Source organism: Nocardia asteroides (genome assembly GCA_019930625.1).
Classification (GTDB): Bacteria; Actinomycetota; Actinomycetes; order Mycobacteriales; family Mycobacteriaceae; genus Nocardia; species Nocardia sputi.
Genome location: CP082844.1, coordinates 5,206,828 through 5,231,455 on the forward strand (window position 1 = coordinate 5,206,828; position 24,628 = coordinate 5,231,455).

19 protein-coding genes and 2 pseudogenes are annotated in these 24,628 nt (G+C 67.5%); 11 read left to right on the forward strand and 10 right to left on the reverse strand.

Annotated features, from left to right (window positions below):
* The first annotated feature begins 407 nt into the window (after positions 1 to 407).
* The 3 genes and pseudogenes from K8O92_23990 (at position 408) to K8O92_24000 (ending at position 2,607) form a co-directional block, all read left to right on the forward strand.
* Positions 408 to 692 (forward strand): hypothetical protein, encoded by a 285-nt coding sequence (locus K8O92_23990; GenBank protein UAK30914.1) that lies wholly within the window; start codon positions 408 to 410, stop codon positions 690 to 692.
* Positions 693 to 846: 154 nt separating this feature from the next.
* A pseudogene (locus K8O92_23995) lies at positions 847 to 1,617 on the forward strand (IS5 family transposase).
* A 292-nt stretch (positions 1,618 to 1,909) separates the two neighbouring features.
* Positions 1,910 to 2,607 (forward strand): annotated as a pseudogene (locus K8O92_24000) (2-phosphosulfolactate phosphatase).
* Positions 2,608 to 2,636: 29 nt separating this feature from the next.
* On the opposite strand, the gene K8O92_24005 reads toward K8O92_24000, so the two are convergent.
* The 3 genes from K8O92_24005 to thrS all read right to left on the reverse strand — a co-directional run bounded on the left by K8O92_24005 (position 2,637) and on the right by thrS (position 6,062).
* Complete coding sequence (locus K8O92_24005; GenBank protein UAK35914.1) at positions 2,637 to 3,173, reverse strand: TetR/AcrR family transcriptional regulator; 537 nt, start codon at positions 3,171 to 3,173, stop codon at positions 2,637 to 2,639.
* Positions 3,174 to 3,407: 234 nt separating this feature from the next.
* Positions 3,408 to 4,751, reverse strand: a complete 1,344-nt coding sequence (locus tag K8O92_24010) for a cytochrome P450 (protein ID UAK30915.1) — start codon at positions 4,749 to 4,751, stop codon at positions 3,408 to 3,410.
* A 78-nt stretch (positions 4,752 to 4,829) separates the two neighbouring features.
* A complete protein-coding gene (gene thrS, locus K8O92_24015) occupies positions 4,830 to 6,062 on the reverse strand; it encodes a threonine--tRNA ligase (protein ID UAK30916.1) in 1,233 nt (410 codons plus the stop codon).
* A 282-nt stretch (positions 6,063 to 6,344) separates the two neighbouring features.
* Between thrS and K8O92_24020 the strand changes: the two genes are divergently transcribed.
* The 4 genes from K8O92_24020 to purN are packed head-to-tail and all read left to right on the forward strand — an operon-like array spanning position 6,345 to position 11,824.
* The gene (locus K8O92_24020) at positions 6,345 to 7,637 is read left to right on the forward strand and encodes an extracellular solute-binding protein (GenBank protein ID UAK30917.1); all 1,293 of its coding nucleotides are present in this window, start codon (positions 6,345 to 6,347) and stop codon (positions 7,635 to 7,637) included.
* Positions 7,634 to 9,448, forward strand: a complete 1,815-nt coding sequence (locus K8O92_24025; protein UAK30918.1) for a hypothetical protein — start codon at positions 7,634 to 7,636, stop codon at positions 9,446 to 9,448. Before K8O92_24020 ends, K8O92_24025 begins: the two co-directional genes overlap by 4 nt.
* 49 nt (positions 9,449 to 9,497) lie before the next feature.
* Positions 9,498 to 11,198: a tetratricopeptide repeat protein gene (locus tag K8O92_24030; GenBank protein ID UAK30919.1), complete on the forward strand. Its 1,701-nt coding sequence runs from the start codon at positions 9,498 to 9,500 to the stop codon at positions 11,196 to 11,198.
* 14 nt (positions 11,199 to 11,212) lie between these two features.
* The gene (purN, locus tag K8O92_24035) at positions 11,213 to 11,824 is read left to right on the forward strand and encodes a phosphoribosylglycinamide formyltransferase (protein ID UAK30920.1); all 612 of its coding nucleotides are present in this window, start codon (positions 11,213 to 11,215) and stop codon (positions 11,822 to 11,824) included.
* A gap of 243 nt (positions 11,825 to 12,067) precedes the next feature.
* Here the strand turns inward: purN and K8O92_24040 are convergent, their stop codons facing one another.
* A complete protein-coding gene (locus K8O92_24040; GenBank protein UAK30921.1) occupies positions 12,068 to 12,478 on the reverse strand; it encodes a MerR family transcriptional regulator in 411 nt (136 codons plus the stop codon).
* 132 nt (positions 12,479 to 12,610) lie between these two features.
* On the opposite strand from K8O92_24040, the gene K8O92_24045 reads away from it, so the two are divergent.
* On the forward strand, positions 12,611 to 13,093 hold the full coding sequence (locus K8O92_24045) for a hypothetical protein (GenBank protein ID UAK35915.1): 483 nt from the start codon (positions 12,611 to 12,613) through the stop codon (positions 13,091 to 13,093).
* Between the two features lie 406 nt (positions 13,094 to 13,499).
* On the opposite strand, the gene ligD is transcribed toward K8O92_24045, so the two are convergent.
* The 5 genes from ligD to K8O92_24070 form a co-directional block, all read right to left on the reverse strand.
* Positions 13,500 to 14,447 (reverse strand): non-homologous end-joining DNA ligase, encoded by a 948-nt coding sequence (ligD, locus tag K8O92_24050; GenBank protein UAK35916.1) that lies wholly within the window; start codon positions 14,445 to 14,447, stop codon positions 13,500 to 13,502.
* Between the two features lie 80 nt (positions 14,448 to 14,527).
* A complete protein-coding gene (locus tag K8O92_24055) occupies positions 14,528 to 14,818 on the reverse strand; it encodes a hypothetical protein (protein ID UAK30922.1) in 291 nt (96 codons plus the stop codon).
* 239 nt (positions 14,819 to 15,057) lie between these two features.
* Positions 15,058 to 16,263 carry a site-specific integrase gene (locus K8O92_24060; GenBank protein ID UAK30923.1) on the reverse strand — a complete coding sequence of 402 codons (1,206 nt, stop codon included), beginning with the start codon at positions 16,261 to 16,263 and terminating at the stop codon, positions 15,058 to 15,060.
* Between the two features lie 166 nt (positions 16,264 to 16,429).
* Positions 16,430 to 17,941, reverse strand: coding sequence for a carboxylesterase family protein (locus tag K8O92_24065; protein ID UAK30924.1), 1,512 nt, complete (start codon positions 17,939 to 17,941; stop codon positions 16,430 to 16,432).
* Between the two features lie 252 nt (positions 17,942 to 18,193).
* Positions 18,194 to 18,676 (reverse strand): hypothetical protein, encoded by a 483-nt coding sequence (locus tag K8O92_24070; GenBank protein ID UAK30925.1) that lies wholly within the window; start codon positions 18,674 to 18,676, stop codon positions 18,194 to 18,196.
* Between the two features lie 295 nt (positions 18,677 to 18,971).
* Between K8O92_24070 and K8O92_24075 the strand changes: the two genes are divergently transcribed.
* The 3 genes from K8O92_24075 to K8O92_24085 all read left to right on the forward strand — a co-directional run bounded on the left by K8O92_24075 (position 18,972) and on the right by K8O92_24085 (position 24,014).
* Positions 18,972 to 21,929, forward strand: coding sequence for a Tn3 family transposase (locus K8O92_24075; GenBank protein UAK30926.1), 2,958 nt, complete (start codon positions 18,972 to 18,974; stop codon positions 21,927 to 21,929).
* Positions 21,930 to 22,081: 152 nt separating this feature from the next.
* Complete coding sequence (locus K8O92_24080) at positions 22,082 to 23,140, forward strand: hypothetical protein (protein UAK30927.1); 1,059 nt, start codon at positions 22,082 to 22,084, stop codon at positions 23,138 to 23,140.
* Positions 23,141 to 23,396: 256 nt separating this feature from the next.
* The gene (locus K8O92_24085) at positions 23,397 to 24,014 is read left to right on the forward strand and encodes a recombinase family protein (GenBank protein UAK30928.1); all 618 of its coding nucleotides are present in this window, start codon (positions 23,397 to 23,399) and stop codon (positions 24,012 to 24,014) included.
* Positions 24,015 to 24,046: 32 nt separating this feature from the next.
* Here K8O92_24085 and K8O92_24090 read toward each other — a convergent pair whose 3' ends face one another.
* The gene (locus K8O92_24090; protein UAK30929.1) at positions 24,047 to 24,340 is read right to left on the reverse strand and encodes a hypothetical protein; all 294 of its coding nucleotides are present in this window, start codon (positions 24,338 to 24,340) and stop codon (positions 24,047 to 24,049) included.
* Positions 24,341 to 24,628: the final 288 nt, after the last annotated feature.

Below are 24,628 nucleotides of genomic sequence, written 5' to 3' on the forward strand. Positions count from 1 at the left end.
GGTGAGGTCTTCGTCGACCCAGTCGCGGATCATCAGGCGTCCGCTGGAGGGGACGGTGATGGCGTGGGAGCGTCCGTGTGGGTAGTGGGCCGGGTCGCGGTCGAGGTGCGCGGCGACTTGCAATACCGCAGCACGGATACTACTGAACCGAGCCCTCGCACGCGGCACAGCCCGAGCGGCGCCGGTTGAGCGACCCTGGGCCCACGCCCAGCAACCTGACCTTGCCCGTCCCTGCACGTACGGGTGTGAGGGCGATGATCACGGTGCCCGCCCCTTCTCGTCGTTCCGAACTACGCCGATTCGGCGGTCCGGTATGCGATCCTGGGCAGGATGCGAGCGCTCGATCGATTGCTGGAGAACGAAGTTCCGTACGCGAAGAGACTGGATCTCATCATGGAGGGTTCCTCATGCGTGTCGTTTCCGGGCTGGCAACAGCTCTAGGGGCAACAGTGACATGGCTGACGCTGGTGTCGTCACCGGCGATGGCCGAGTTCGCCGCAGCCGTCGACACAGAGACGCTGGTGTCCTTCGAATTCGGCTCGGGCGGAGCCCGCAGTGAATGCCACAGCGGAAAGTTCCTGTGCGAGCCAGAAGAATTCAAATGCGACAACGACAGATGCGTTCAGAAACAATGGCTGTGCGACGGCGACGACGACTGTGGCGACGGATCCGACGAAAGGAACTGTCAGTAGAACCCACGTGATTCGGTGTCCGCTAAGACCGTGTCTCATGTCGCTGTGACTGGTTATCGGTGGGTCGAGATGGACTGTGATCGGTTGTGGTGCATGATGTTCGGCCGTGTCGGACAAGTTGTCGAAGCGTCTCGTTCCGGACGAGCTTTGGGCGATGGTGGAGCCGTTGCTGCCGAAGTTCGAGCCACGACCGCAGGGTGGGGGTACTGCTCCGACCGACGAGCGGGCGGTGTTCACGGCAGTGGTATTCGTGCTGACCAGCGGGTGTGCGTGGCGGATGCTGCCGCCGTCATTCGGGGTCACCGTTCCAACGGCGCACCGCCGGTTCACGGTGTGGACCGAGGCCGGTCTCTGGCGGCGGCTACATCGCGCGATACTCGATGAGCTCGGCAGCGAGGGCTTGATCGACTGGTCGCGTGCGGTGATCGACGCAGCAAGCGTCCGGGCGAAAAGGGGGGATCTCTGACCGGCCCGAGCCCGGTTGACCGCGGCAAAGTCCGGCTCGAAAATCCACCTACTGTCCGATCGGGCGGGAATACCACTGTCGGTGGCGGTTTCGGCGGCCAACACCAACGATGCCGAGGCATTGCGGCCGCTGGTCAAGGCGGTCCCCGCGGTTCGGTCGCGGCGCGGTCCGCGTCGGCGCAAACCGGCCGAACTGCATGCCGACAAGGCGTACGACACCGCCGAGCTGCGGCAATGGGTGCGTGATCGGGGTATCGCCGTCCGCATCGCGCGCAAAGGCATCGAATCCTCCCAGCGCCTCGGCCGCCACCGCTGGGTCATCGAACGCACCATCTCCTGGCTCACCGGCTACCACCGGCTCAACATCCGCTACGACCGCAAAGCCACACACTTCCCTGCGTTCCTCACCCTTGCCGCGGCGCTGACCTGCTTCAAGAAGCTGACGAAATACGCCACATGAGACATCGTCTAAGAGGCGGGACTCGAGGTTCTCAGTTCCGCGGAAGTGTAGGCGCGGATGGTGCAATGGCCGCCGGGCCGCTTTCCTCGACGGAGTCCACGCAGCGCGTTGGCGGTGCGCAGGCCGGCATCGGCCGATCGTGACCGCGTCAGCTCCGCTGCTCGAGGCCCGATCCCGTTGGCTCGGCCGTGGCGAATGCCGGTGATTCTGGAGCGGAAGATGCCGGAGTTTCCGGAGTGGTCGCGGCAGCAGCCATGGGGCATGCGTCTGGAGTCGGGCCTGGCCCGGGGCGATGGCGGTGGGCCCCGGCCGCGCGTGCGTCGTCGTGGTCGACGTCTTGTCGTCACGACGTCGGTGTCGGTCGCGGTCGAAGCCGGGACATACGTGCTGCCCTACCCGTGGCGCGACGGCGAGGCCACGCAGTTCGCGGCGCGGCACGACGCGGCGCTGGCGGTAGGGCGGCGAGCGGTGTCCCAGCGGCAGCCGTGGTCGCTGTCTCCGGCGGCGTTGCGGCGCGCGCCGGTCGCGGCTCGGCTCGTCCTGCCCTCGCCGAATGGTTCGGCCATCTGCGCGGCCGTGACCGGTGTGCCGGTGGTCGCGGCCTGCCTGCGCAACGCGAGCGCCGTCGCCCGCTGGATCGTGGAACGAGGGTGGGGCACCGTGCAGCGGCCGGTGGCCGTGATCGCCGTCGGCGAGCATTGGCCCGGACGCGACGCATTGCGGCCCGCGGTCGAGGATTGGCTGGGCGCGGGAGCGGTCGCCGCGGCGCTGGCCCGCGGCGGAGCGGGGCCGCTGTCCGCGGAGGCTGCTGCGGCCGCGGCGGCACACGAGGGGGTCGCCGACGTCGCGGCGCTGATCCGCGACAGCGCTTCCGGCCGGGAGCTGGCCCGAGGCGGGTTCGCGCAGGATGTCGCGGTGGCCACCGAACTCGACGTCAGCCAGGTGGTGCCGGTGCGCGCCGAGGCAGCCTTCGCCGACGCCGTCCGATGACCGTGGGCGCGCGCCGCGGCCGGTCGGCGCTAGAGGTGCGGGCCGACCAGCGCGATCGCGGATTCGACCGCCACGTCGACGATGCCCGCGATGTCGTCGCCGTCTTCCACGGTGGTGGCGATCAGTTCCCGGAAGCCGCCGAAGAGGATCGTCGCCACCTGGCGGGATGGCGGCCGCAGTCCGGCGGCGGCGAATTCAGGTGTGTCGGCGAGCTTTTGGATCAATGCGACGAACGCGTCGCCGACCTCGCGCTGCAACTGGCGCGTGGCGTCACCGAGGGCCGGCACGACACGGATCCAACTGAGGGTGAGGGAAGGCTCTTCTCGCGCGGTGGCTATCCAGGCTTCGATGGCTTGGCGGATCTGGGTGCGCCATGGCATGCAGGGGTCGACCGCGGCATCGATCCGCTGGATCATCTCCTTGTGGTGCTCGGACAGCAGGGCGATGAAGCAGTCCTGTTTGCTGGTGAAGTGCTCGTAGAAGGTGCGGCGCGAGGTGCGGGCTTGGCGGACCACGTCGGCGACGGTCGAGTCCTGGTAACCGCGTTCGCGCACCGCCACGGCCATGGCGTCGAGCAGGCGGCGGCGAAACCCCGCGTCCGCGCCGTCGTCGGCGGAGGTGCGGGGTACCGGCTCGGCGCGTGTCACGAGATTCAGGTTAGTCAGTCCGTTCGGCTCGTCGCGTTCCGCCCGAGCCTCGCGGGCGGGGATCCGGCCCCGGCCAGAGCACGGTCGAGATGAGGTCGGCGAGCCTGCCCGTCGACGAGGGTGACCCCCGGCCGACTTCGGGGAACCGCTCGCTCATGCCGTCGCCTCGGCGGCGCGGTCGCGCGCTTGCTCGCGCTGTCGGGGACTGCGACGGTGCACCACTGCCCGGCCCTTCTTGGCCGGGACGAGCGCGACACCGCGGAAGTGCGCGCGCTCGTCGCGGGCGTCGGTGGGTTCGAGCGTGAAATCACGCAGCAGCGTGCGCAGCACGACGTTCATTTCCAACGTGGCGAACGCGGCGCCGATGCACCGGCGGCTGCCGCCGCCGAAGGGAATCCAGCTGAAGGTGCCCGGACGGACACCGACGAATCGGTCGGGATCGAAGGCGCGGGCATCGGGGAAGAGTTCCTCGTTGTCGTGCATCAACCGGATGTTGGCCACGATCTTCTGGCCCTTGGGCAGGGTCCACCGGCCCAGCCGCAGAGAATCGGCGCGGACCTGGCGGAACGTGGCATCGACGACCGGCCGCACTCGCTGCACCTCCAGCAGCGTCGCCTCGCGCAGCTGTGAACCTCCCGCATCGGCTTCGGTGAGCAGGCGGCGCAGGATGTCCGGGTGCCTGCGCAACCGTTCGATCGTCCACGCCAGCGTTGTCGCCGTCGTCTCGTGTCCGGCCGTGAGCAGGGTCAGCAATTCGTCGGCGATCTCAGCGTGCGACATGGCCGAGCCGTCGTCGTAGCGCGCTTGCAGCAGCATCGCCAGCACGTCGTCGCGCTCATCGATCCGGTCGGCTGCGGCGCGGTCGACGAGTCGGCCGACGATTTCGTCGTAGCGTCGGCGATAGGCCGCGAACCGGGCCCAGGGACCGAGCCTGCCCAGCGCCCGCTGGGGAACCGGGACGGCCGCGAGGGCCGAGGCCACCAGCACCAGTTTGGGTAGCAGTCGGCGCAGTTCGTCGAACTCCGCGCCCTCGGCGCCGAAGACCGCGCGCAGGATCACGTTGAGCGTGATCCGCATCATCGAGTCCATCGTCGCGAACTCGCGGCCCGACGGCCAGGCCGCCATCTCCCGGACCGCTTCCTCCTCGATGAGCGATTCGTACACCGCCAGCCTGCGGCCGTGGAAGGGCGGGGTGAGCAGTTTGCGCTGCTTGCGGTGTTCGGCGCCGGTCAGCGCGAACAACGAACCCGGCCCGAGGAACTGGCCGAGGTTGACGTCGAGGTTGTCGACGAGGTCGGTGCTCGCGGTGAACAGGGCTTTGATCTCGGCTGGATCGGCGAGCACGACGCATGGGCCGAATCTGGGCATCTGGATGGTAAAAGCCGATCCGTAACGGTCGTGCATCCGTCGCCAAGTCCGGGTTCGCCCGGTGAGTATCTGCAGGTTCTGCACGATCGGCGGGGACGAGGGCCCGTCGGGAATGCGCACAGCGGGCATGCGCCCACCTCCTCGTGTGGTACTTCGATGTACCACCAGTACGGTACGCTTGCGTACCGCGTGTGACAAGGCTTACACCTACCGGTCTCCGCACGCGAGGTCCCACAGCTCGGTGCTGTGGACGGCGATCAGCGACGCGATGCGGCCGAGCGCCTCTGACACGGGCAGCCGATCGAGTCGGTGCCCGTCACGCAGGCGCAGCGCCACATCGTCGGGGGCGGCCTCCTGTGCTCCGATGATCGCTTGATACGGCACGAGACGGTGGTCGCGGATGCGCGATCCGAGACTGCCACGATCCGGCGGGCAGACCACCACGCGCAGCCCGAGGTCACGGCAGCGCCGTTCGAACCGCTCGGCCGCCGCGTGCTGCACATCGCTCACCGGCAGCACGACCACCTGGGTGGGCGCCAGCCATGCGGGGAACCGGCCACCATGGTGTTCGACCAGGTGAGCCACGGCGCGCTCGATGCTGCCGATGATGCTGCGATGCACCATGACCGGCCGGTGCGCGGCGCCGTCGGCGCCGGTGTAGTGTAAATCGAACCGCTCGGGTTGATGGAAATCGACCTGAACGGTGGACAGGGTGGACTCCCGTCCCGCGCTGTCGCGGACCTGCACATCAATCTTCGGGCCGTAGAACGCGGCTTCGCCTTCCACCGCCTCGTAGCGCAGGCCGGAGTCGTCCAGGACGTCGGTGAGCACCGCCATCGAGCGCTCCCACAGTCGCGGCGCGGCAACGTATTTCCCACCGGGTCCGGGCAGGGACAACCGGTAGCGAGCCGCGTCGATGCCCAGCGCGGCATAGGCGGAACCGATCATCGCCAGCGCCGCGGCGACCTCGGCACAGACCTGATCGAGGGTGCAGAAGATATGCGCGTCGTTGAGCTGGATCGCGCGCACCCGGGTCAATCCGCCCAGCACGCCGGAGAGTTCGGAGCGGTACATGCCGCCCAGTTCAGCGATCCGCAGCGGCAGTTCCCGATAGCTGTGCGCGCGGGAGCGGAACAGCAGCGCGTGGTGCGGGCACAGGCTCGGACGCAGCACCACTTGTTCGCCGCCCAGGTCCATCGGCGGGAACATGTCGTCGCGGTAATGCCGCCAGTGCCCGGAGATCTCGTAGAGTTCGCGTTTGCCGAGCACCGGCGAATACACGTGGCGGTAGCCCGCGCGGTGTTCGGCGGTGCGGATGTAGTCCTCCAGGGCCTGGCGCACCGCCGCGCCGTCGGGCAGCCAGAACGGCAGTCCCGCGCCGATCAGCGGGTCGGTGTCGAACAGATCCAGCGCACGGCCGAGGGTGCGATGGTCGGGCATGGTGGTCTCCTCGTCAACAACGGGCGAGTGACCACAAGATGAAGCCCGGGGCACTCGCCCCGGGGCTGGGATGGAACAGGGATCAGCGCGCCGGGACGGATTCCGGCGTCGTCGTCACAGCAGCGCGCTTCACGTCGGCGACGCTAGCAGACGCCACCGTCGCCGCACACCCGAATATCGCGTGCGCCGCCGCGAGAGGCGCGAAGATCTCGAAGCGCCCCCCGGCACGGCGGCTTTCGCGCATAATCGACTTCGATTGGCATGCAATGACATCGGGGGTCGATGGGGACACGCAGAGCGGTGCTGCAAGCGGGGGTGATGCTCCCGCTGGCTGCCGCGTGCGCGCCGGATCTGCTGCTGGGCAGTTCGGACGCGGTGCGTGTCGGGGTGTCCTGGAGCGGGTCGGAACTGGCCGCCTTCCACGCCGTACTCGACGGGCTGAACCTGCCCTTCGACGTCGAAGTCATCCCGCTCGGAGACAACACCGACACCGCCTTCAGCGCAGGCGGCCGATCCGCGCCGGACGTGGTGCTGCTGCCGCAGGCGGGGCGGGTGCGGGAACTGGCCGAGCGAAAGAAACTACGGCCGATCGCCGAGACGGTGTGGACCGACGACCTCGGTCCCCGCTACGCCCAGCACTGGCAATTGTTGCTGCGCTATGGAAGTCGTGCGTTCGGCGTGCCGTTCAAGGCCGCCGACAAGTCACTGGTGTGGTACGACCGGCGGCAGTTCGACACCTACGGGTTGGGTGACCCGGCGGAATGGACGCTACCCGACTGGGTCAACCGGATGGAGGTCCTCGCACAGTCGCCGATCCGCCTGCTCGCGCTGGCCGCCGCCGACGGATGGGTGCTGACCGACTTCTTCGAAAACGCCCTGCTGGCCGAATCACCCAGGATCTACGACGAACTGGCCTCCCGGAGCGGACGAGAGTGGGACAACCCGGCAGTGCGGGCCGCGCTCACCCACCTGGGGGTCCTGTGGGGACACCGGCACGCCTTTCCCGGAGGAGTCGGGGTCGCGTTGACCCGGCAGTTCTCCGACGCCGTCCGCGACGTGTTCCAGCATCGCCACGCCGCAGCCGTGGTCGCCCCCGATTTCGCCGAACCGATCATCCGCAGCGCGGTGCGCGCGTCCGGCCGCGAGGTGCGGGACGTGGTCGGGGTAGCGCCGTTTCCGTCCGTCAACACCGCGTCGGGGCGGCCGAAGATCGTCGGCGGTGACGTGATCGTGGTGACACGCGAAGCGAACCGGCGCGCCGAGGATCTGGTCGAAAAACTGGCCGGTGTCCACGCCCCTCTGCCCTGGATCGAGCGCTACGGCGGTTTCCTCACGCCGAACATGCGCACCGACGCGACGTACTCGCCGCTGCTGGCATCCTCGGCGCGTGAGCTGAACGCCCGCAGCGCCTTCGACCTGTCCGACCGGATCGGCGCGGTGGGCGCACGGGAAGGATTGTGGCGGGTGCTGACCGAATTCCTGATCGCGATCGGCGACGGTGCGCAGACGCGGGTGGCCGAGTCCATCGAACGCGCGATCACCGCGCTGGACGGCTTCGAGCGGCGGCCCCGGTGACGCGGCCCACGGACTTCCGAGCGAACGGGCTTAGCATCGAGCTGGCCACCCGCCGCATGCGCGGGCCGCTGGTCGCCGGCGGCCGGCCGCGGCGCTGGCCGGCCAGGCTGGCCGCACTGCCCGCGACCGTACTCACGGTGGCCCTGCTGGTGCTGCCCGCCGGGTGGAGCGTGGTCATCGCCACCCGCGCGCGCCCGATCACCGTGCTCGCGTGCGCGATCGTCGCGGTGAGCGCGCTGCTGCCTGCCATAGTGCGCAGAAGGCTGGGTGCGCCGCCGATACGGATCGCGGTGTGGCTGTGGGCGATCGCCGGCACGGTCGGTGGTCTGCGGCTGCTGGGCGGCACGATGACCGCCGACGGCAGAGGCGCGTACCTGCGCACGCTGCTGTGGGTGGCCTTCGGAATCGGGCTGCTGGTGTTGGCGTTGGCGATCGCGTGGTGGGGGCGCGCGGCGCGCTGGCTGTGGCTTCCGCTGATCGTGCCGTTCGGGATCTCGGCGTTCGTATCCGGTGTGGCGTTCCGGGTGATCTTCGGTTCCGGTGCGCGGTGGCTGGCCATCGAAGACGTCGGCGCCTACCGGTGGTGGCTGGCGGCGATGCTGGGGTCGGCGTTCCTGTGGACCTGGCTGGGTTTCCTCACCGCGCTGTTCCGGGCGGGCATCCACGCGATCGAGACCGACCCGGCGCGCGCCGGGTACCTGTATCGCGACGACGGCAGGCCGCTGGCGCTGCGGCTGTACGAATTGCTGCGGCCGGTACTGCTGGTCGCCGGGCTCGCGGTGGGAGTCGCGGCCGCGCGCGTGTTCGATGTCGTGCTGATCGGGGTCCCCGGGGCCCTGGAGTACCAGGTGGACAGCGCCACCGTGCACTGGTGGCGACTGACCGCCGACGCCGAGCCCGGCGCCGCGGCCGCCTACGCGCTACCGCTGGCGGTGCTCGTGGGCGCGGTCGCGTGGCTGTTGCAGCTGGACGTGCGCAGACATCGCGCCAGTTGGTCGGCGCTGCAGGCGATCTCGGTGCCGGGACGGCGGCGCATGGGCCCGTTGCGGGTAGCGGGCATCGTGGTGGTCTCGGTGCTGGCGCTGTTCCCGATCGGCGTGCTCGCCTATACGAGTGTGCGCGGACACGACGGATTCGGGTGGTCGGCGGTCGGTCTGGTGTGGGGTGACGACGGGTTGTGGCGCTCGCTGCAGACCACCGCGTGGGTCGCGGGGATCGTGACGGTGGTCGTGGTCACCGCTGCGGTGCCGGTGGCCTACCAGCTGGCCGCCTTGCGCCCCGACGGCACCGCCGCGCGAGTGGCCGTCGTGGCGCTGGTGGTGCTCGCGGTGATCCCGGCGCAGATCTATCTCGGGCCGATCGAAGGTCTCGTCGACACCTACCAACTGTCGGGAACGCGGATACCGCTGATCCTCGTGCACGCAGCCGCGGGCCTGCCGATCGCCATCCTCGTGCTGCGCGGCGCGCTGCTCGCCCCGCCCGGGAGCGCCGCGGCCGACGCCCTGCACGGCCTGGCCGGTCCCGGCACGATCGCGCATCGGGTGCTCGCCTCCTCCGGGCCCGCGCTGGGTGCGGTGGCGGTGCTGGAATTCGTCCAGGTGTGGAACGACTTCTTCATCGGGCTCGTGGTCAGCGGGGCGGGAGCGAGCCCCTGGTCGCTGCTGTTGTGGGGTGAGGCAAGGCAGTTCGGGGAGAACGCCGCCCAACTGGCCGCGGGATCGCTGGTGTCGGCGGTGTTGCCGGTGGCGCTGCTGCTGGCGACCTGGCGGCGCTGGGTGGTGCCGGGACTGACCGGGGGAGTACTGCGATGAGACGGATCGAACAGGCGCGATCGTGCGGCGCGGCGAGCAAGGAACGCCGTTGAGCGCATCGGGCGAACACCGCGAAACCGCCGGGCAGACCACGACGCCGAGGTCATCGATCTGGCTGGGGTTTCTGGGCACCGCGTCGGTGGTGGCCTACACGGTGCTGTTCGAGTTGGTACGCACCCTGGTGGTGAATTCGTTCGGCGAGAACGCCGTCGTGGAATTCCTCAACGGCCCGTTGCGATGGTTCTCGGCGCTGTTCGTCGCCGCGGCGGCCACGTACGCGCTGCACCGGTTCGCCGTCGGGTATCGCACCAAGCTGCGCACCGCCCGCGCCATGGACTCGATGGCCGGGCTGGTCGAGCCGGGGCCCGCGCTGGCCGATCCGAGCCCACGGGTGGTCACGCCCCCGCCGCGGAGGGTCGCCGCCTTGAACGGGCATCTCATCGCCGCGGTCCTGCGGGACCTGCCGGTGCACGACTACGAGACGGTCGCGCTGCTGGCGGTGCTCAACGCCATTCGCGATACCCCGGGACGGTTGCCGGTGGCGAGAGAACCCTCGGCGCGCACCGCGACAATGCTGCTGGAAGGACTGCGCCGACGCGGCGTCCTCGCCCACGACGGTGCCCAGCGCTTCTGTGTGCGGCAGGTGCCCGAACTGCCGGATCGAGCGACGGTCACGGCGGGGCCGCAATGGGGTGCGGCGCTCACCGCGCTGCTGCACCACTACGCCGACCGCGCTGGCCGCTGGGCGATCGCGCTGGAGACGCGGCGCTTCGCGGTAGGCGCGCGCCGATGGTTCGAGGCCGAGGAACCATACCTGCGCGCCTTGGTGGCCGCGTGCGCGAATCCCGGCGTGGAATTTCCCGCGGCGGCGCTGGCGCACCTGCTCGGCATCGGTAGCGCACTGGACGTGTGGTACGCGCGAATCGGTATGGCCGAGAACGAGCGTGGAGTGCCCGACGATCTGTGCTCGCTTCCCGGACTCGACGACCTGAACCGGGATCTGATGTTGCTACGGGCCGGCCGGCTGCCAGAGCGTCCGCGCGGCTACCGGCCGCGGCGATTGTCGACGAGCCTGGCCGCCCGGTGGGAACACCACGCGGCGCTGCGACGGCTCGCCACCGTCCCGCTGGATCTGGACGAAGTCGCCGACCAACTGGAAACCGCCTGGTGGCTGCTGCCGCGTGACGACATCCCCGGCGAGGTGTGCGCGCTGATCAACCTCGCCGTCGTGCACATCCGGCAAGGACGCCTCGACGCCGCGCAGGATCGTCTCGAACTCGCCGAATCCCTCACCCGCACCGGCCTCGATCCCGACGGACGCGCCCAGACCCACGAGACGATGGGCGCCCTGTGGTGGGCTCGCGGCGAACCCCGCCGAGCGCTGCGCTGCTGGCAGCTCGCCCTGAGCGCATACCGGGTACTCGACGACGACCCCGGCATCGGCCGCTGCCTGCAACACCTCGGTTCCGCAGTCGTCATCGCCCCCGATTACGCCACCCTGCTCCTGCCCACCGACCAGCCCCTCACCCGCGTCGAAGCCCTCCGCCAAGCCACCGGGTGGCTCGCCGAAGCCCGCCGCAGGCATCCGGCCGCTCACCACGCCGAACGCTATGCCGCACAGGCTCGCACCGCACTGCGCTCCGGCCGTGGCTTCCGCAACCTCCTCCCGGCCGGCCATCGCACTCCACTGTCGCGCATCGACCAGTGGCCCGCATCCGTCGACGACCACGCCCCTGCACCGGCGCTGTGAGAGACTACGCAACCATGCCGGAGCTTCGCGTCGCGGTGATCGCCTCCCACAACGGGTCCAATCTGCGTGCGATGCACCGAGCTTCCGGCGTCCCGGACGCACGGTTCCGGATCGTGCTGGTCATCAGCAACAACAGCGACTCCGGCGCGCTGCGCTACGCGCGGGATCACCAGATCCCGGTCCGGCACCTGTCCGGACGCACCCACGACGACCCGGACGAAGCCATCCGCGCCGCACTCGTCGAGCACGCGGTCGATCTGGTGGTGACCGCCGGTTACCTCAAGAAGATCGGGCCGCGGACCAGGAGCGAATTCGCCGACCGGATCATCAATGTCCACCCCGCGTTGTTACCCCGCCACGGCGGCCCCGGCATGTACGGCGAGCACGTGCACCGAGCCGTCCTCGACGCCGGAGACCTCCTCACAGGCGCGTCCGTCCATGTCGTCTCCGGCGAATACGACGCCGGTGAGGTCATCGCGCAGGCCACGGTGCCGGTCCATCCGGGAGACACCGCCGAGACGCTCGGTGCGCGCGTCCTGGAAGCCGAACACACCTTGCTTCCCGATGTGGTGCGGCGAATCGCGACGGACAACGCGTTCCCGGCACGCGCAACCACGTGCCCGTGACCGCACGAGCCACTCTCGTTCTGGTTCGTCATGCCGAGCCCTACCGTCCGCGCCCAGGCGGCCCGGCGACTATGAACGTTCTCGGCAGCCACGGCTCTTCGATCTCCCGGGCTCTGGTCGGTTTCGGCGGCCGTGAGGCGACCGGGCATTCAGCCGTGCGATGCCGATGCCCGCGATCTACCGGGTGGATTTCGAGAACGACCGCGTCCGGAACCGGTGGCGGGTAGGTATTCGTTTCGTGCGCTATTCCCCGGGGAGAAGAGGGGGAATTCGAGCCGATATATGTTCGCGCGCTTGCTCACATTCGGTCATGCTGTGCGGGCAGGCGAGAGCATGCTCGATCAGTTCCTTGGCCGCTTGTGCCTGCGCGATGCGCCGCTCGAGCTCGTCGACGTGGTGGCACAGCAGATCCCGGTGTTCCATCGGGTCCGCGGTGGACAGCACCGTTGCCAACTGCCCCAGCGTGAGACCAGCCTCCTTGCCCATCAGGATCAACGCCACGCGTTCGAGGTCCGTCTGCTCGTACAGCCGCTGGCCACCGTTGCGGCGAGCAGGCTCCAGCAGCCCGAGGCTCTCCCAGTACCGCAGCACGTGTGTGCCGAGCCCGAACCGCCGGGCCAGATCGCCGATGGTCAGCATCTCACTTGACTTCATGTGTCCATTAACCGGCACGCTGGCGGCATGAGCAAACCAGTGAATCCGGAAGAGCCCGAGCGCTCCGCGGCGGTGAGGCTGCCGCAACACCGTCCCTACCAACTGATCAGGAATCGCGTATCGAACAACAAGGTGCGAGCCAAAACGGTGCTCACTGCATTCGGTGTCGTGTCACTGCTGGCCACTGCACTCAGCGGTTGCGGAGCCGGCGATGGCGACACACCGCCCCCCGCGGAGAACCAGGTCGAGATTCTCGAACTCGAAGTCGAGAACGATCAGTACGCGGCCCCAGATCTCGATCGCGCGGGAATGAGCATCGGCGATATGGATATTTTCTCCGGAAACGCTATAAAGAACGGGCAGAAGGTCGGACGCGGGGGCGGCACTTGCCAAGCCATACATGTCGACGGAGAAAAGGTCACTTCGCAGTGCTTGCTCACGATGCAGTTCGAGAGCGGCTCGGTCACGTTGCAGGCCGTGTGGGTCAGGGGCGCGAACCCGCTGGACATGGCCATCACCGGCGGCACAGGCTCCTACCTCGATGCCGGGGGCAGTGTTCGCTTCTGGGACATCGGGACACCGAACGAGAGAGTACGCGCCGAAATCATCCGTTGATACGGCCGTCAGAGGCAAGGGTGCCCGCCCGCCCTCGTGATTCGTGAACGCTGCCCTTTGCCGCATGCCGGTGCCGCCGACATTCGTGGACATCTGTCCTCGGATGCAACGGCCCAATCGAGTGGTGCTGTCCGGTGAAAGCGCAGGGAGATAAGCGGACCATTCGGTCTTGGCGAACTGGGCTCACTTGTGTGCCGTCTGCGGGGCAACGCCGAAGAGATCGCTGACCACGAGGGCGTCGAGATCCATGACATCGGCGATCGTCGCCGTTGCAGGATCGCGTTGCCCTCGTGGAAGCCTGTTGGTGCAGGTTACGGATTGTTGTATTGGATGCGATTCCGCCCGATTGCCGCGTGACCGGGCCTGCGACCGTGAACCGCCGGGCACGACCGGCCAATCTCCGAAATCACTGCGACGGAGGCACTTTCGCTTCTCGGGGAGACCTGTCGGGACGCAGGCCGCGCCAGCTGGGGTGGCGCAGGCCCTCGGGGGTGACTTCGCGGTATTCGATGTCGGCGACGAGGACCGGCTCCACCCAGTGAGCGGTAGCGGCGAGGGCTCGCGGCGGGGCGATGTCGAAGGGCGTGTCCGGGCGGGCCAGCTCGTTCAGCCGGGTTTGCAGGGAGCGGCGGGCGTGCATGGTCCATCCGGTGCCGACATTGCCGATGTGCACCAGGTGATCGTGGTCGTCGTATGCGCCTAGCGCGAGCGAACCGAACGTCGTGGAGAAACGGCCCGTGCCGGGCAGCCAGCCCGCGACGACGACCTCGGTCGTTCTACGCAGCGGCGTCTTGATCCACAACGGGGACCGGCGGCCGGGGTAGTAGGCGGAGTCGAGGCGCTTGGCGATGATGCCTTCCAGGCCGTGCTCGCGGGCGACGTCCATCAGGGTGGTGGGATCGATATCCGGGTAATACGGCGGGGTGCGGGCCAGCGGCCGGTCGAGCGCGAGTTCCGCCAAGCGCTCGCGGCGCTCGGTGTAGGGCAGATTCATCAGAAACGAACCGTCGAGGGCAAGCAGATCGAAGGCCAGGTACTGCGCCGGGAAGCCGCGCAGCAACTCCGCACCCGGCGAGATCACATGCATCCGCCGCTGCAGGCGACCGAACGACGGCGCCCCCGTCACCGGATCGGGCGCGACGATCTCACCGTCGAGCAACAGCTCGCCTCCCTCACCCAGATCCGCCAGAACCGCTGTGAGCTCAGGAAACGATCCGCTGAGATCCCGATTGTTGCGACTATAGAACCGGCAGTCCCCGTCCCCGCACCGCGCGATGGCGCGAATGCCGTCCCATTTCATCTCGAACGCCCACCGGCCGCGCTCCTGCGGTGGCCGTCCGGAGACGGCCAGCATCGGCGCCGGCGCTGACAGCACACCAACAGCATATCCTTAGCAAACATCCGTGCCGGATCGGCTCGGCAGACCGGTCTCCATCAGGGGCGGTGCATGAACGCCATCAGGCAGCACTCCTTGGTGCTCGCGCTGTCGATGCTCCGTTCGATCACGCTGACCAGCTCCCAACCCTGGGATTCGAGCAGTTCGATGCCATTGAGCAGGTGGACAACCGGCTCGAAGATCGCGGACCTGTTGTCTCCCAGGGTGCGGAACTCCACACGCGGAGGCGAGCTCAGGACCAGGTTCCGGCGCGGATAGGACCGCAGGTCCACCGCGCCGTTCAGTACGGCGATCACGTCGAAGACGGGTCCGGGTGCAGGAGTATTCACGTCCTCATCATGCATACTCGACACCTCCGGCCAAAGTATCGAGCACCAAGCGCTTTTCGCCGCGCGCGGATGGCAAAGGGCCGCTCGATCACACGGAATTCACCGAGGGATTCTGTGCGCGACGCAGTGCCTGCCTGCATGCGGATCGCTAGGTACGAACTGCTCTCGACCTGCGTCGCAGCCCCTCATCGCGGCAATGCGCGATGTCGCATCGAATGCGGTCATCCTGAGCCCCGCGATCACAATCCGAGCTTGGTGACCGCGTTGTCCTCCAGCGGGTTGGCGGTCCGAATGTAGCCGTGGACGGTGCGCGGGTTGGACCACCGGCCTTGGCGCATGATCTCGCGGTCGCTGGCGCCGCCGAGCGCGGCCTGGGTGGCGAATCCGGCGCGCAGCGAATGACCGGAGAACAGGGCCGGGTCGAGTCCGGCGCGGGCGGCATAGCGCTTGACCAGCTCGGCGACCGCTCGGCCGGACATGGCGCGATCGCCGATCACGCCGTGCCGGGTGATGGTGGGGAACAGCGGAAGATCCGCGTCGGTGAGGGTGGTGCCGGTGAAGCCGTGGCAACGGTGGATCCCCGGCGCTCCCGCGGAAACGTCGGCCAGCCGAGCGCGCACGCCGGATGTCCCGGCGGCGGCGTGAATTTCGCGCAGACGCAGCCAGTCCGCGAGAGCGCAGACCGGACAGGTCGCGGGGCGCCGCCCCCGGGGCAGGGCCACGCGCTGTTCGGCCGAGCCGGTCGGGTCGGTCTTCGTCGCGGGCAGCCGGATCAGCAGGATCGGCTCCCCGGTGGTGTGGTCGAGGCCGACCTCGACGTCGCCGATGCGCAAACCGGCCAATTCGCTGCGGCGCAACGCGCCGGCGAAACCGATGAGCAGAACAAGGGCATCCCGGCGGCGTGCGGGTTCGGTGGGCCAGCCCGCTTCGGGAAGCCCGCCCAGGAGCTGATCGAGAGTGTGCAGCAGGACGGGGCGTTTGCGATTGGGCCGAGTGCGCCGGGTACGGCGGATACCGCGCAGCGTCAGACGAACCACATCCGAACGCGTCGGCGACGGCAGGCCGTTGGCCGCGTGCACCGCCGCGATCGCGGCCGACTTGCGTTCCAACGTCGCCGGACTGAATGCCCACTCGCCGCTGTCACGGCGTGCGTCGGCGGCCGCGGCCAGATAAACGGCGACGTCGAGCGCGTCGGCAGGAAGCGCCTGGCGGCCCTCTGCGGTGCACCACGCCGACCAGGCCACCCAGTCGGCCCGGTAGGCACGCAGAGTGTTCGCCGATTGGGACGCTTCGAGATATCGGCGCAGCGAACCGGCTTGGTCGTCATCGAAGCGATCACGCACCAACCGCAATGCCACGGCATCGACCAGGACGCTGCGCACGCCATGCCGCAACTGCGTGCGCACCGACTCCGGGACCGCGACCACGCTGGATCGATCGTCCATGGCTGGCTCCCGCGTTCCGGTCGGCGACTGACTGTCCGCGCCAGCACATTCGGCGCGAGAATCCAGCCTACGGCACTCCGAGAGCACCCTCACGATCGAAAGCTCGCCGCGCTCCGGCTCCGCTGCCCAGGCACTGCGCCGGACCCGCAGCAGCAATCAGCAAGCGTCACAGTGACAGCGGGCCGGGGAGGTCCAGGGTGTCGAACCGGTGCGTGGCCCAGATCAGCCTCGAGCGTTCCTCGGGATAGGGCTGGGTGATCGACTCGGCGGTGTAGACACGGGTGAGCCGGGTGTCCGAATCGTAGCGAGCCCAGCCGGGGTCGCCTGTGGTCGCGAAATTCACCCAGTCGCTGCGCATCTGCTGGGAGACGCGCACCACCTCATCCGCGGCGTTCGGATGAGCGGAGGGATGGCCGCGCACATCGTCCACGCTGAGCGTGGCGAAGACGAGCATGAAGTCGAGGCTGTGTGAGGCGCCTTGCTCCGAGTTGAAGCTCCAGCACAGTTCGTAGGTCCAGACCGGCCCGCCACCGGCATGGTGGGCGTGTGCGAGATGCAAGCTGGGCATCCGAAACAGCCAGTCGGAGTTGACCAGTTCGTACAACTGCCCGTGCGTGGCATCGGGGTACGCGGCACGGTAAAGGCCAAGGCTGTCGGAGGCGGGCGCGAGACGGTCGAGTACGGCGGTCACCTGATCCTCGGTCACCTCGCTGCCGAGCAAGCCGTTGAACAGCCGGTATTCGTCCCGGGTGTGCCCAACGAGCAGATCGATGCCCTCTGCGGTGCCTGCGGCGAGCGCGCGCCATGGCGCGCTTGGGAGCACGGCACCGTCGACGACGGGTGAGAACGGTGTCGGGGTCAGCGCCATCGGTCCCCACGTTTCGACGAATCCGGGCATCTTCTGGATGACCGCGTCCGTCGCGTTGATCAGCGCGCGCGGCGAGACACCGGCCAGCTCACCCACGGTGGCTCGCACACCGAGTTCCGCGGCGATCCTCGCCGAGATGGCGGCGGCGAGCCGCGGGGTGAAGTACGTTCCCGGGACGCTCTGGGCTATCGCTCGATGAAACAGCCCGGCGGCCATCGGCATCGTGAGCAGCGCCGCAAGACAGCCCGCCCCGGCGGACTGCCCGAACACGGTCACCTTGCCCGGATCGCCGCCGAACGCGGCCACATTGTTCTGCACCCAACGCAACGCGGCGACCTGGTCGAGAATGCCGCGGTTGTCCGGGGCTCCGGCGATATGAGCGAAACCTTCCGCGCCGACGCGATAGTTCATGCTGACCACCACCACACCGGCCCCGGCGAGAGTCGCACCATCGTGATGCGGGTTACCGGAACGGCCACCCAGATACGCACCGCCGTGGATCCACACCATCACCGGCAGCCCGGCGGCGCCGAGGTCAGGTGACCAGACGTTGAGGGTCAAGCAGTCGCCGGAACCGTCATCGGTGTCCCCGGACATCGACGGCACCGCGCTGCCCGCCTGGGGAACCGGTGGACCGAACGCCGACGCGTCGCGCACGCCATCCCACGGCTGTGCCGGGACCGGCGCCGCGAACCGTCGGATACCGAACGGTGGCTGGGCGTAGGGGAGACCCCGGAAGACCGCGACGGCGTCCTCCCACCTGCCACGCACAACTCCGGCAGCAGTGCGTATCTCGGGTTCGATGTTCACGCGGTGCTCGCTTTCCTTCGGTAGGTCATCGGCTGCGGGGGAGCGAAGGTGGTGATGGTCGACGCACGCACGGTCCGAATATTCACAGCCTGCAACGACATTCAACCCTGCAAGTCGTTTCGTCACCTCCGGTTTTCGCGCGCAGACATCCGAGAACTCGTCACGGCCAGGGCAAGTCTCCGACAGATCACTGCTCGAACGGAGGTGTCCCGATGTCTGCTGATCGCCCTCGGAGAGGGTGCTCGACGGGTCTCACCGGCTGGCGGCCAGTTGGAATTCGAGAAGTCGGCGTTGGTCGGTCAGAGCGGTCACAGTGCCGAGGACCAGTCCATGTGAAGCGGCTAGCGTGGTGAACTCGTCGATCCGGCGCTGGCGGCCGCCGTAGTGCACCAGCATGATCAAATCCATCTCGCTGTCGGCGTCGAGCTCTCCGACTGCTTCGATCACCAGGATGCGCCCGTCCGGGTAGGCGGCCTCGACGCACCGGTCCAGGATGTGATGGACGTGCTCGTCGTCCCAGTTGTGGAGGATGTCGAACAGCAAATAGGCATCCGCCCCTGCCGGGAGCGGGTCGAAGAAGCTGCCTGCGGTCACCACGGTGCGATCGTCGAGGTCGTGAGCTCTGAACGCATGCCCGGCGTGGGCCGCAGTTGGTGCGAGATCGATGAGATGGCCGTGTATCCCAGGATGAGCGGCCAGGATCGCGGTGAGCAGGGTGCCGTGGCCACCGCCCACATCGACGATTGGTGGAGAACCGTGACCAATCGAAACCAGCGACGACCTGCGGAATCTGCTCTCGCAACCGCACGGTCATCTGCCGGTCGAACGACTCACGGAGGTGAGGGTGGCCGGTGAGGTCGGCCCAGAAGTCCTGCCCGTAACGACGTGGGTAGGCCGCTTTGCCGGTGGCGATGCTGTGAGCGAGTTCGACAAACGCCAATTCGGGGTGTCGGTAAGAAACGTGTCACCAGGTACATGAAGCCTGCGTGAATCGGGGTTGCGGACCTGTTGGTGCGTGTAGCTTTCGCGCGTGATGAGGGAGCTGGACCAGGACGAGCTGATCGACCGGTGGACGTTGCTGGGCAAGGAACCGGGCGTGGTCGCTACCAAGCGGGGTGCTGCGAAGCTCGGGTTCGGGCTGATGCTGCGGTTCTATACCGAACGAGGCCGGTTTCCGCGTGGGCGTGCCGAGATCCCTGACGCCGCGGTCGATTACGTTGCACGTCAAGTGGGTGTCGAGCGAACCGAGATCGCGTTCTACGACTTCACCGGCCGTACTAGCAAGGCACACCGGACGCAGATCCGCCAGGCGCTGGGATATCGGGAATGCAGCGTGAGCGACGCCGACGAGATCGTCGGATGGCTGGTCGAGCATGTGACCCAGCGTGAGCGTAGTGGCGAACGGGTGCGCGAGCACCTGTTGGCGCGCCTGCGTGAGGTGAAGGTGGAGCCACCCACGGCCGGGCGGATCGAGCGGATGGTGCGCTCGGCGCTGCACCGCGGTGAGGAACTGCTGTTCGCTCAGGTCAGTGCCAGACTGCCGGAGCCGGTCAGAGCGCGGCTGCTGGCGTTGATCGCACCGCCCGGCGGTGGCGAGGAAACCCTGGACCGTGACGCCGAGGATGGGTCGGCGGTGCTGGTGGCGATCCGGTCGGACCCGGGCAACGTCAGCCTGAACACGATGCTCACCGAGATCGCCAAGCTGGAAGCGGTCCGCGCGGTCGGAGTACCAGCAGATGTATTCGCCGATGTCGGGCCGAAGATCGTGGTCGGCTGGCGGGGGCGCGCGGCGGTGGAGGCACCAAGCCATCTGCGGGAGCATCCGCTCGAAACGCAGCTGACGCTGCTGGCGGCGTTGCTGTACTGCCGGTGCCAGGAAATCACCGACACACTGGTGGAGTTGCTGAATTCCACGGTGCACCGGATCAACGCCCGCGCGGAGGTGCGGGTCACCAACGAGCTGATCAAGGAGTTCAAGCGGGTCACCGGCAAGGAGAACCTCCTGTTCAAGGTGGCGGAGGCGACCGTCGACGCGGGCGACAAACTGGTGCGGGACACGGTGTTCCCGGTCGCACCGCCAGGGGTGTTGCGGGATCTGGTGGCCGAGTTCAAATCCTCGGGGCCGACGTATCAGCGCACGGTGAAGGCCACGCTGCGCTCCTCGTACACCAACCACTACCGGGCCGGGCTGATCAAGCTGCTGTCCGTGCTTCAGTTCCGCAGCAACAACACCACGCACCGCCCGGTGCTGGACGCGCTCGAACTGATCGGGAAGTACGCGGGAACGAGCTTGCGGTACTACCCGGCCGGTGACGAGGTGCCGGTGCATCGCGGGGTGTCAGGGGACTGGGCGGAGCTGGTGTACCAGAACGATCAGCACGGAGACCGCCGGGTGGTGCGGATGGTGTTCGAGATCGCCACGTTCCAGGCGTTGCGGGATCAGTTGCGGTGCAAGGAAATCTGGGTTATCGGCGCCGAGAAGTGGCGCAACCCCGCCGAGGATCTGCCGGCCGACTTCGAGGAACGCCGCATCGAGCACTACGAGAAGCTGAGTAAACCCCTCGATGCAGGCGAGTTCATCGAGGGCCTGCAAGCCGAGATGCGCGCCGAGTTCAACGCCCTGCACACCGCCCTGCCGCACTGTCCCTGGCTGGAGATCAAGGAACGGCGCCACGGCGCGATCAAGCTGACACCGCTGCCCAAGGCACCGGAGCCGCGGAACCTGCGCAAGCTGAAATCCCAGGTCGGAACCCGGTGGGGGGTGGTGCCGCTGATCGACATGCTCAAGGAAGCGGTGCTGCGGACCGGGTGCCTGCGGGCGGTCACCTCGGTCGCGGACCGCGGCAATCTGCCCGAAGACATTCTGGCCGAACGGCTTCTGCTTGCGATCTATGCCTACGGCACGAACACCGGGATCAAGTCGGTGGCCGGCGGCACCGACCGCCACACCGAGGACGACATCCGCTACGTGCGTCGCCGCTACTTGAACACCGAGGCGGCGCGGCGGATCGCGATCGAGATCGCCAACGCCACCTTCGCTGCCCGCAAGCCATCCATCTGGGGTGAATCATCGACGGCCATCGCCAGCGACTCAACGCATTTCGGCGCGTACGACCAGAACATCTTCACCGAACACCATTCCCGCTACGGCCGCCGCGGCGTGCTCATCTACTGGAGTGTCGAGCGCAACGGGTCGGTGGTCATCCACTCCCAGCTGCTCAACTGTTCCGCATCCGAGGTTCATGCCATGGTCGACGGGGCTATGCACCACGGCACCGAGATGGACGTGGAATCCTCCTATGTCGATACCCATGGCCAGTCGGAAATCGGATTCGGCGTGACCAGGCTGCTGGGATTCGATCTGCTGCCCCGGATCAAGCGCATCAACAAGTGCCGGCTCTACCGTCCCGCCGCCGGGGAGCCGGACCTGTGGCCGGGACTGAAACCGGCCATGACCAGAACCATCCGGTGGGAGCTGATCTCCCAGCAGTACGACCAGATGATGAAGTACGCCACCGCGATCCGCACCCGCACCGCCTCCACCGAGGCGATCCTGCGCCGGTTCATGAAGGCCAACGCCGCCCACCCCACCTACCAGGCGATGATCGAACTCGGCCGGGTCCAGAAGACCATCTTTCTATGCCGCTACCTGCGCAGTCGCGAATTGCAGAGGGAGATCAACAGCGGCCTGAACGTGGTCGAGTCCTGGAACGGCGCCAACTCGGTCATCTACTACGGCAAGACCTCCGAAATCGCGTCCAACCGGCGCGATGAACAGGAGATGTCGGTGTTGTGCCTGCGGATCTGCCAGGCCGCCCTCGTCTACGTCAACGTCCTGATGATCCAGGACATTCTCGCCGACCCCGAATGGGACGGTGTGCTCACCGCCGAGGACGAACGTGGCCTGACCCCGCTGTTCTGGTCCCACGTGCTGCCGTATGGGGAGGTCAAGCTGAACATGAACAGCCGCCTGGCTTTGGGGGACTGAAGCTTTCACAGTTGCTGATCAAGTCCCAGGGAATGGCCTGGTCGACGGGACTGACCCCGCAGTTATGGAGCAACTCCTGTCCTACGGGATGTCGAGCTGGACCTCACCGGTCAGCCCTGGGAAGCTCGGGCGGAGGGCATACGCTCCGCGCTGTGACCGACACAAGGATGTCCTTTCGCGAGCAGCTGCTGCACCCTGATCCCGAGGTCAGGCACTGCGTTCTGCGCCCGCTGTACCACGACGCTGGTGAAGGCCACCGGCAGTGTCGCGAGCGGCTCACGGCGGTGCTGGACCTTCTCAACGAAAAGGCCGGCGAATACCTCCATGAGTACCAGCGCGTGATCTCCTCGGTCACCCCCGACGATTTCTCGCTTGTCATTGACGCGCTCGCGCGCACCGACACCGAGCGCCTCGCCGAGTCACTCCGCATCACCGTCCACAATGAGCACGGCCTGCGGCCGCGCACGGCGGTGCTCGTCAGCATGTTGGCCAGCGGCTGGGCGAGCCAGGCCGCCAACCAGCTGCTTTCGGGCGGACCGGAGGTCCACGACGCGACACTCGATAGAACCCTCCTGCATCGTCGCGCGCAGGATCTCGACGCCGCTGAGCCGCTCGAATCCACCTTCGTCGACGAGTGCTCCTGGTACGCGGTCCCGACCAGCGACCAGGACGCGGTGCTCGACGCATTTCAGCTCACCGGCGCGGTGCCCGTCGGCTTCCGAGAGGCCGCCGGGCTCTTCGATGCACAAGGTGCCCTGCCGCCCGACAAGGCGGTTGTCGTCACCCCGGCGTTCGACGGCTGGACCCTGCTGGTGCACAGGCAAGCCCTGGACGCCGACCTCGAAGCGCTCAGCGCCCGCTTCGGAGCGGCACACTCTTATGGCCACGGGTACCAGAGCGGCTGCGGCGACTGGTCGGACTGGACCGTCGCGGAGCACGGCAAGGTACTGCAATCGTGCTATTACGATCTGTACGGCAACGACTCCATGGGTCCGGCAAGCCGCGACGAGATGCTCGCGTGGATCAACGAGCGGCGCCGACCGGCGACTCCAAGACTCCTAGCCGCAGACGATCCCGCCTTCGACAACTACAACGACTGGGAATTCGATGCAGAATCCGTCGCACACCGCCTGTCGGTCTCGCTACACAGGGTCGCATCCCACACCACAGTGAACGGAACCTCGCTGCTCGCCACGCCGATCGCGTCATGACGACCAAACGATCTCAGCGCCGGGGACCCACCCATCAGGCGCCCACCCTCGACACGGTCCGCCTTCCGGCCCGGAACTCCTGAAACTGTCATGAACTGCAAAGTGTACGACCGGTGCTGCTGACGTGGTGGTGTTCCGTAAGCCGAACGCTCAACGGAACAGCACGGCTGGAGGATTCCGACCCTGGTCACGGTGTTCCGTAGAGGTGTTCCGCGAACTGTTCCATTGATCCCCCGTCATATGGAACGATTCCGACGTGATCGAGCCCTTCCGCGTCGGATACGTACGCTGCTCCACCGACGAACAAGACATCGAGATCCAAACCGACCAACTGATCGCCCTTGCAGTGCCACGCGAGCGGATCTTCATCGACAAAGGATTCTCCGGCACTACCCGCCGCAACCGCACCGGCCTGGACAACGCGCTCACAGCGGTCACCTCCGCCGCCGCAGCGGTCACGGACCGGCAGGTGGTGCTGACCACGACGAAGTTCGACCGGTTCGCACGCAACATGGCCGAGGCCGGCGAAATCCTCACCAGCCTGCGCGAGCGCAACGTGTTGTTCGGGCTCGGCAGCCAGATCTACGACTGGGCCGACCCGTTCGGCAAGCTCTTTCTGCAAACCCTCGCCATGGTCGCCGAATTCGAAGCCCACCTCAACCACCTGCGCACCCGCGAGGGCATGGCCAAGGCCCGCGCAAAAGGCCGGCTCAAGGGCAAGCAGCCGAAACTACCTTTGGCAGCACGGAAAACGATCCACCGCCGCTACCACGACCCCGACGACAACGCGAGCCTGGCCGACCTCGCCCAGGAATACAGCGTCGGCCGCTCCACCATCCACCGCATTATCAGCGGCACCGCACCACGCGCGTAGCGCTCATGTACCTGGTGACACGTTTCTTACGGTCACCCCAATTCGGCGCGGCCGGCAGCGGAATCCAGGCGCAGGAGGATGTTGGTGAAGCCATCGCCCGCATCGGCGCATAGGTTCGCCCCGAACTCGGTAGTCCGGTAGTCGGTCGATATTCGCTCGACTACCCCGAGGGTGGTGAGGTGGCGCAGCAACAGATCGAGCGCGACAGGTGAAACGTCGAGCTCGGCCGCGAGCTGATCGGCGGCGGCGCCGTCCCCGCGGAGCCGGTCCGGCAGGCCCAGGGTCACTGCGACCCGCAGAGCCATCGGCGTCGCCAGACCAGCCATGCGACGAAGTGTGTCGGTGTCGTTGTGTCTCACGAAGATTCACTGTGGCAGGTATGTCAATCGCAAATCGGTCCTGCTCCGCAACTGGTGTCGAGGGTACCCAGTTTTTCGTGACTTCCGTTGGGATTTAGTTTCGTCACACTTGACGCTACTAAACGAATTGGTTCGACTGAGAGTGGATTCGGACCACCCGCCCTGACCTCCGATAAGGTTCACTTATCGGCGGTCAGAGGAGGAGCGGTCGTTCGTCGGCCATCGAGGCCGTGGAAGATTTCGTTTCGTATAGAT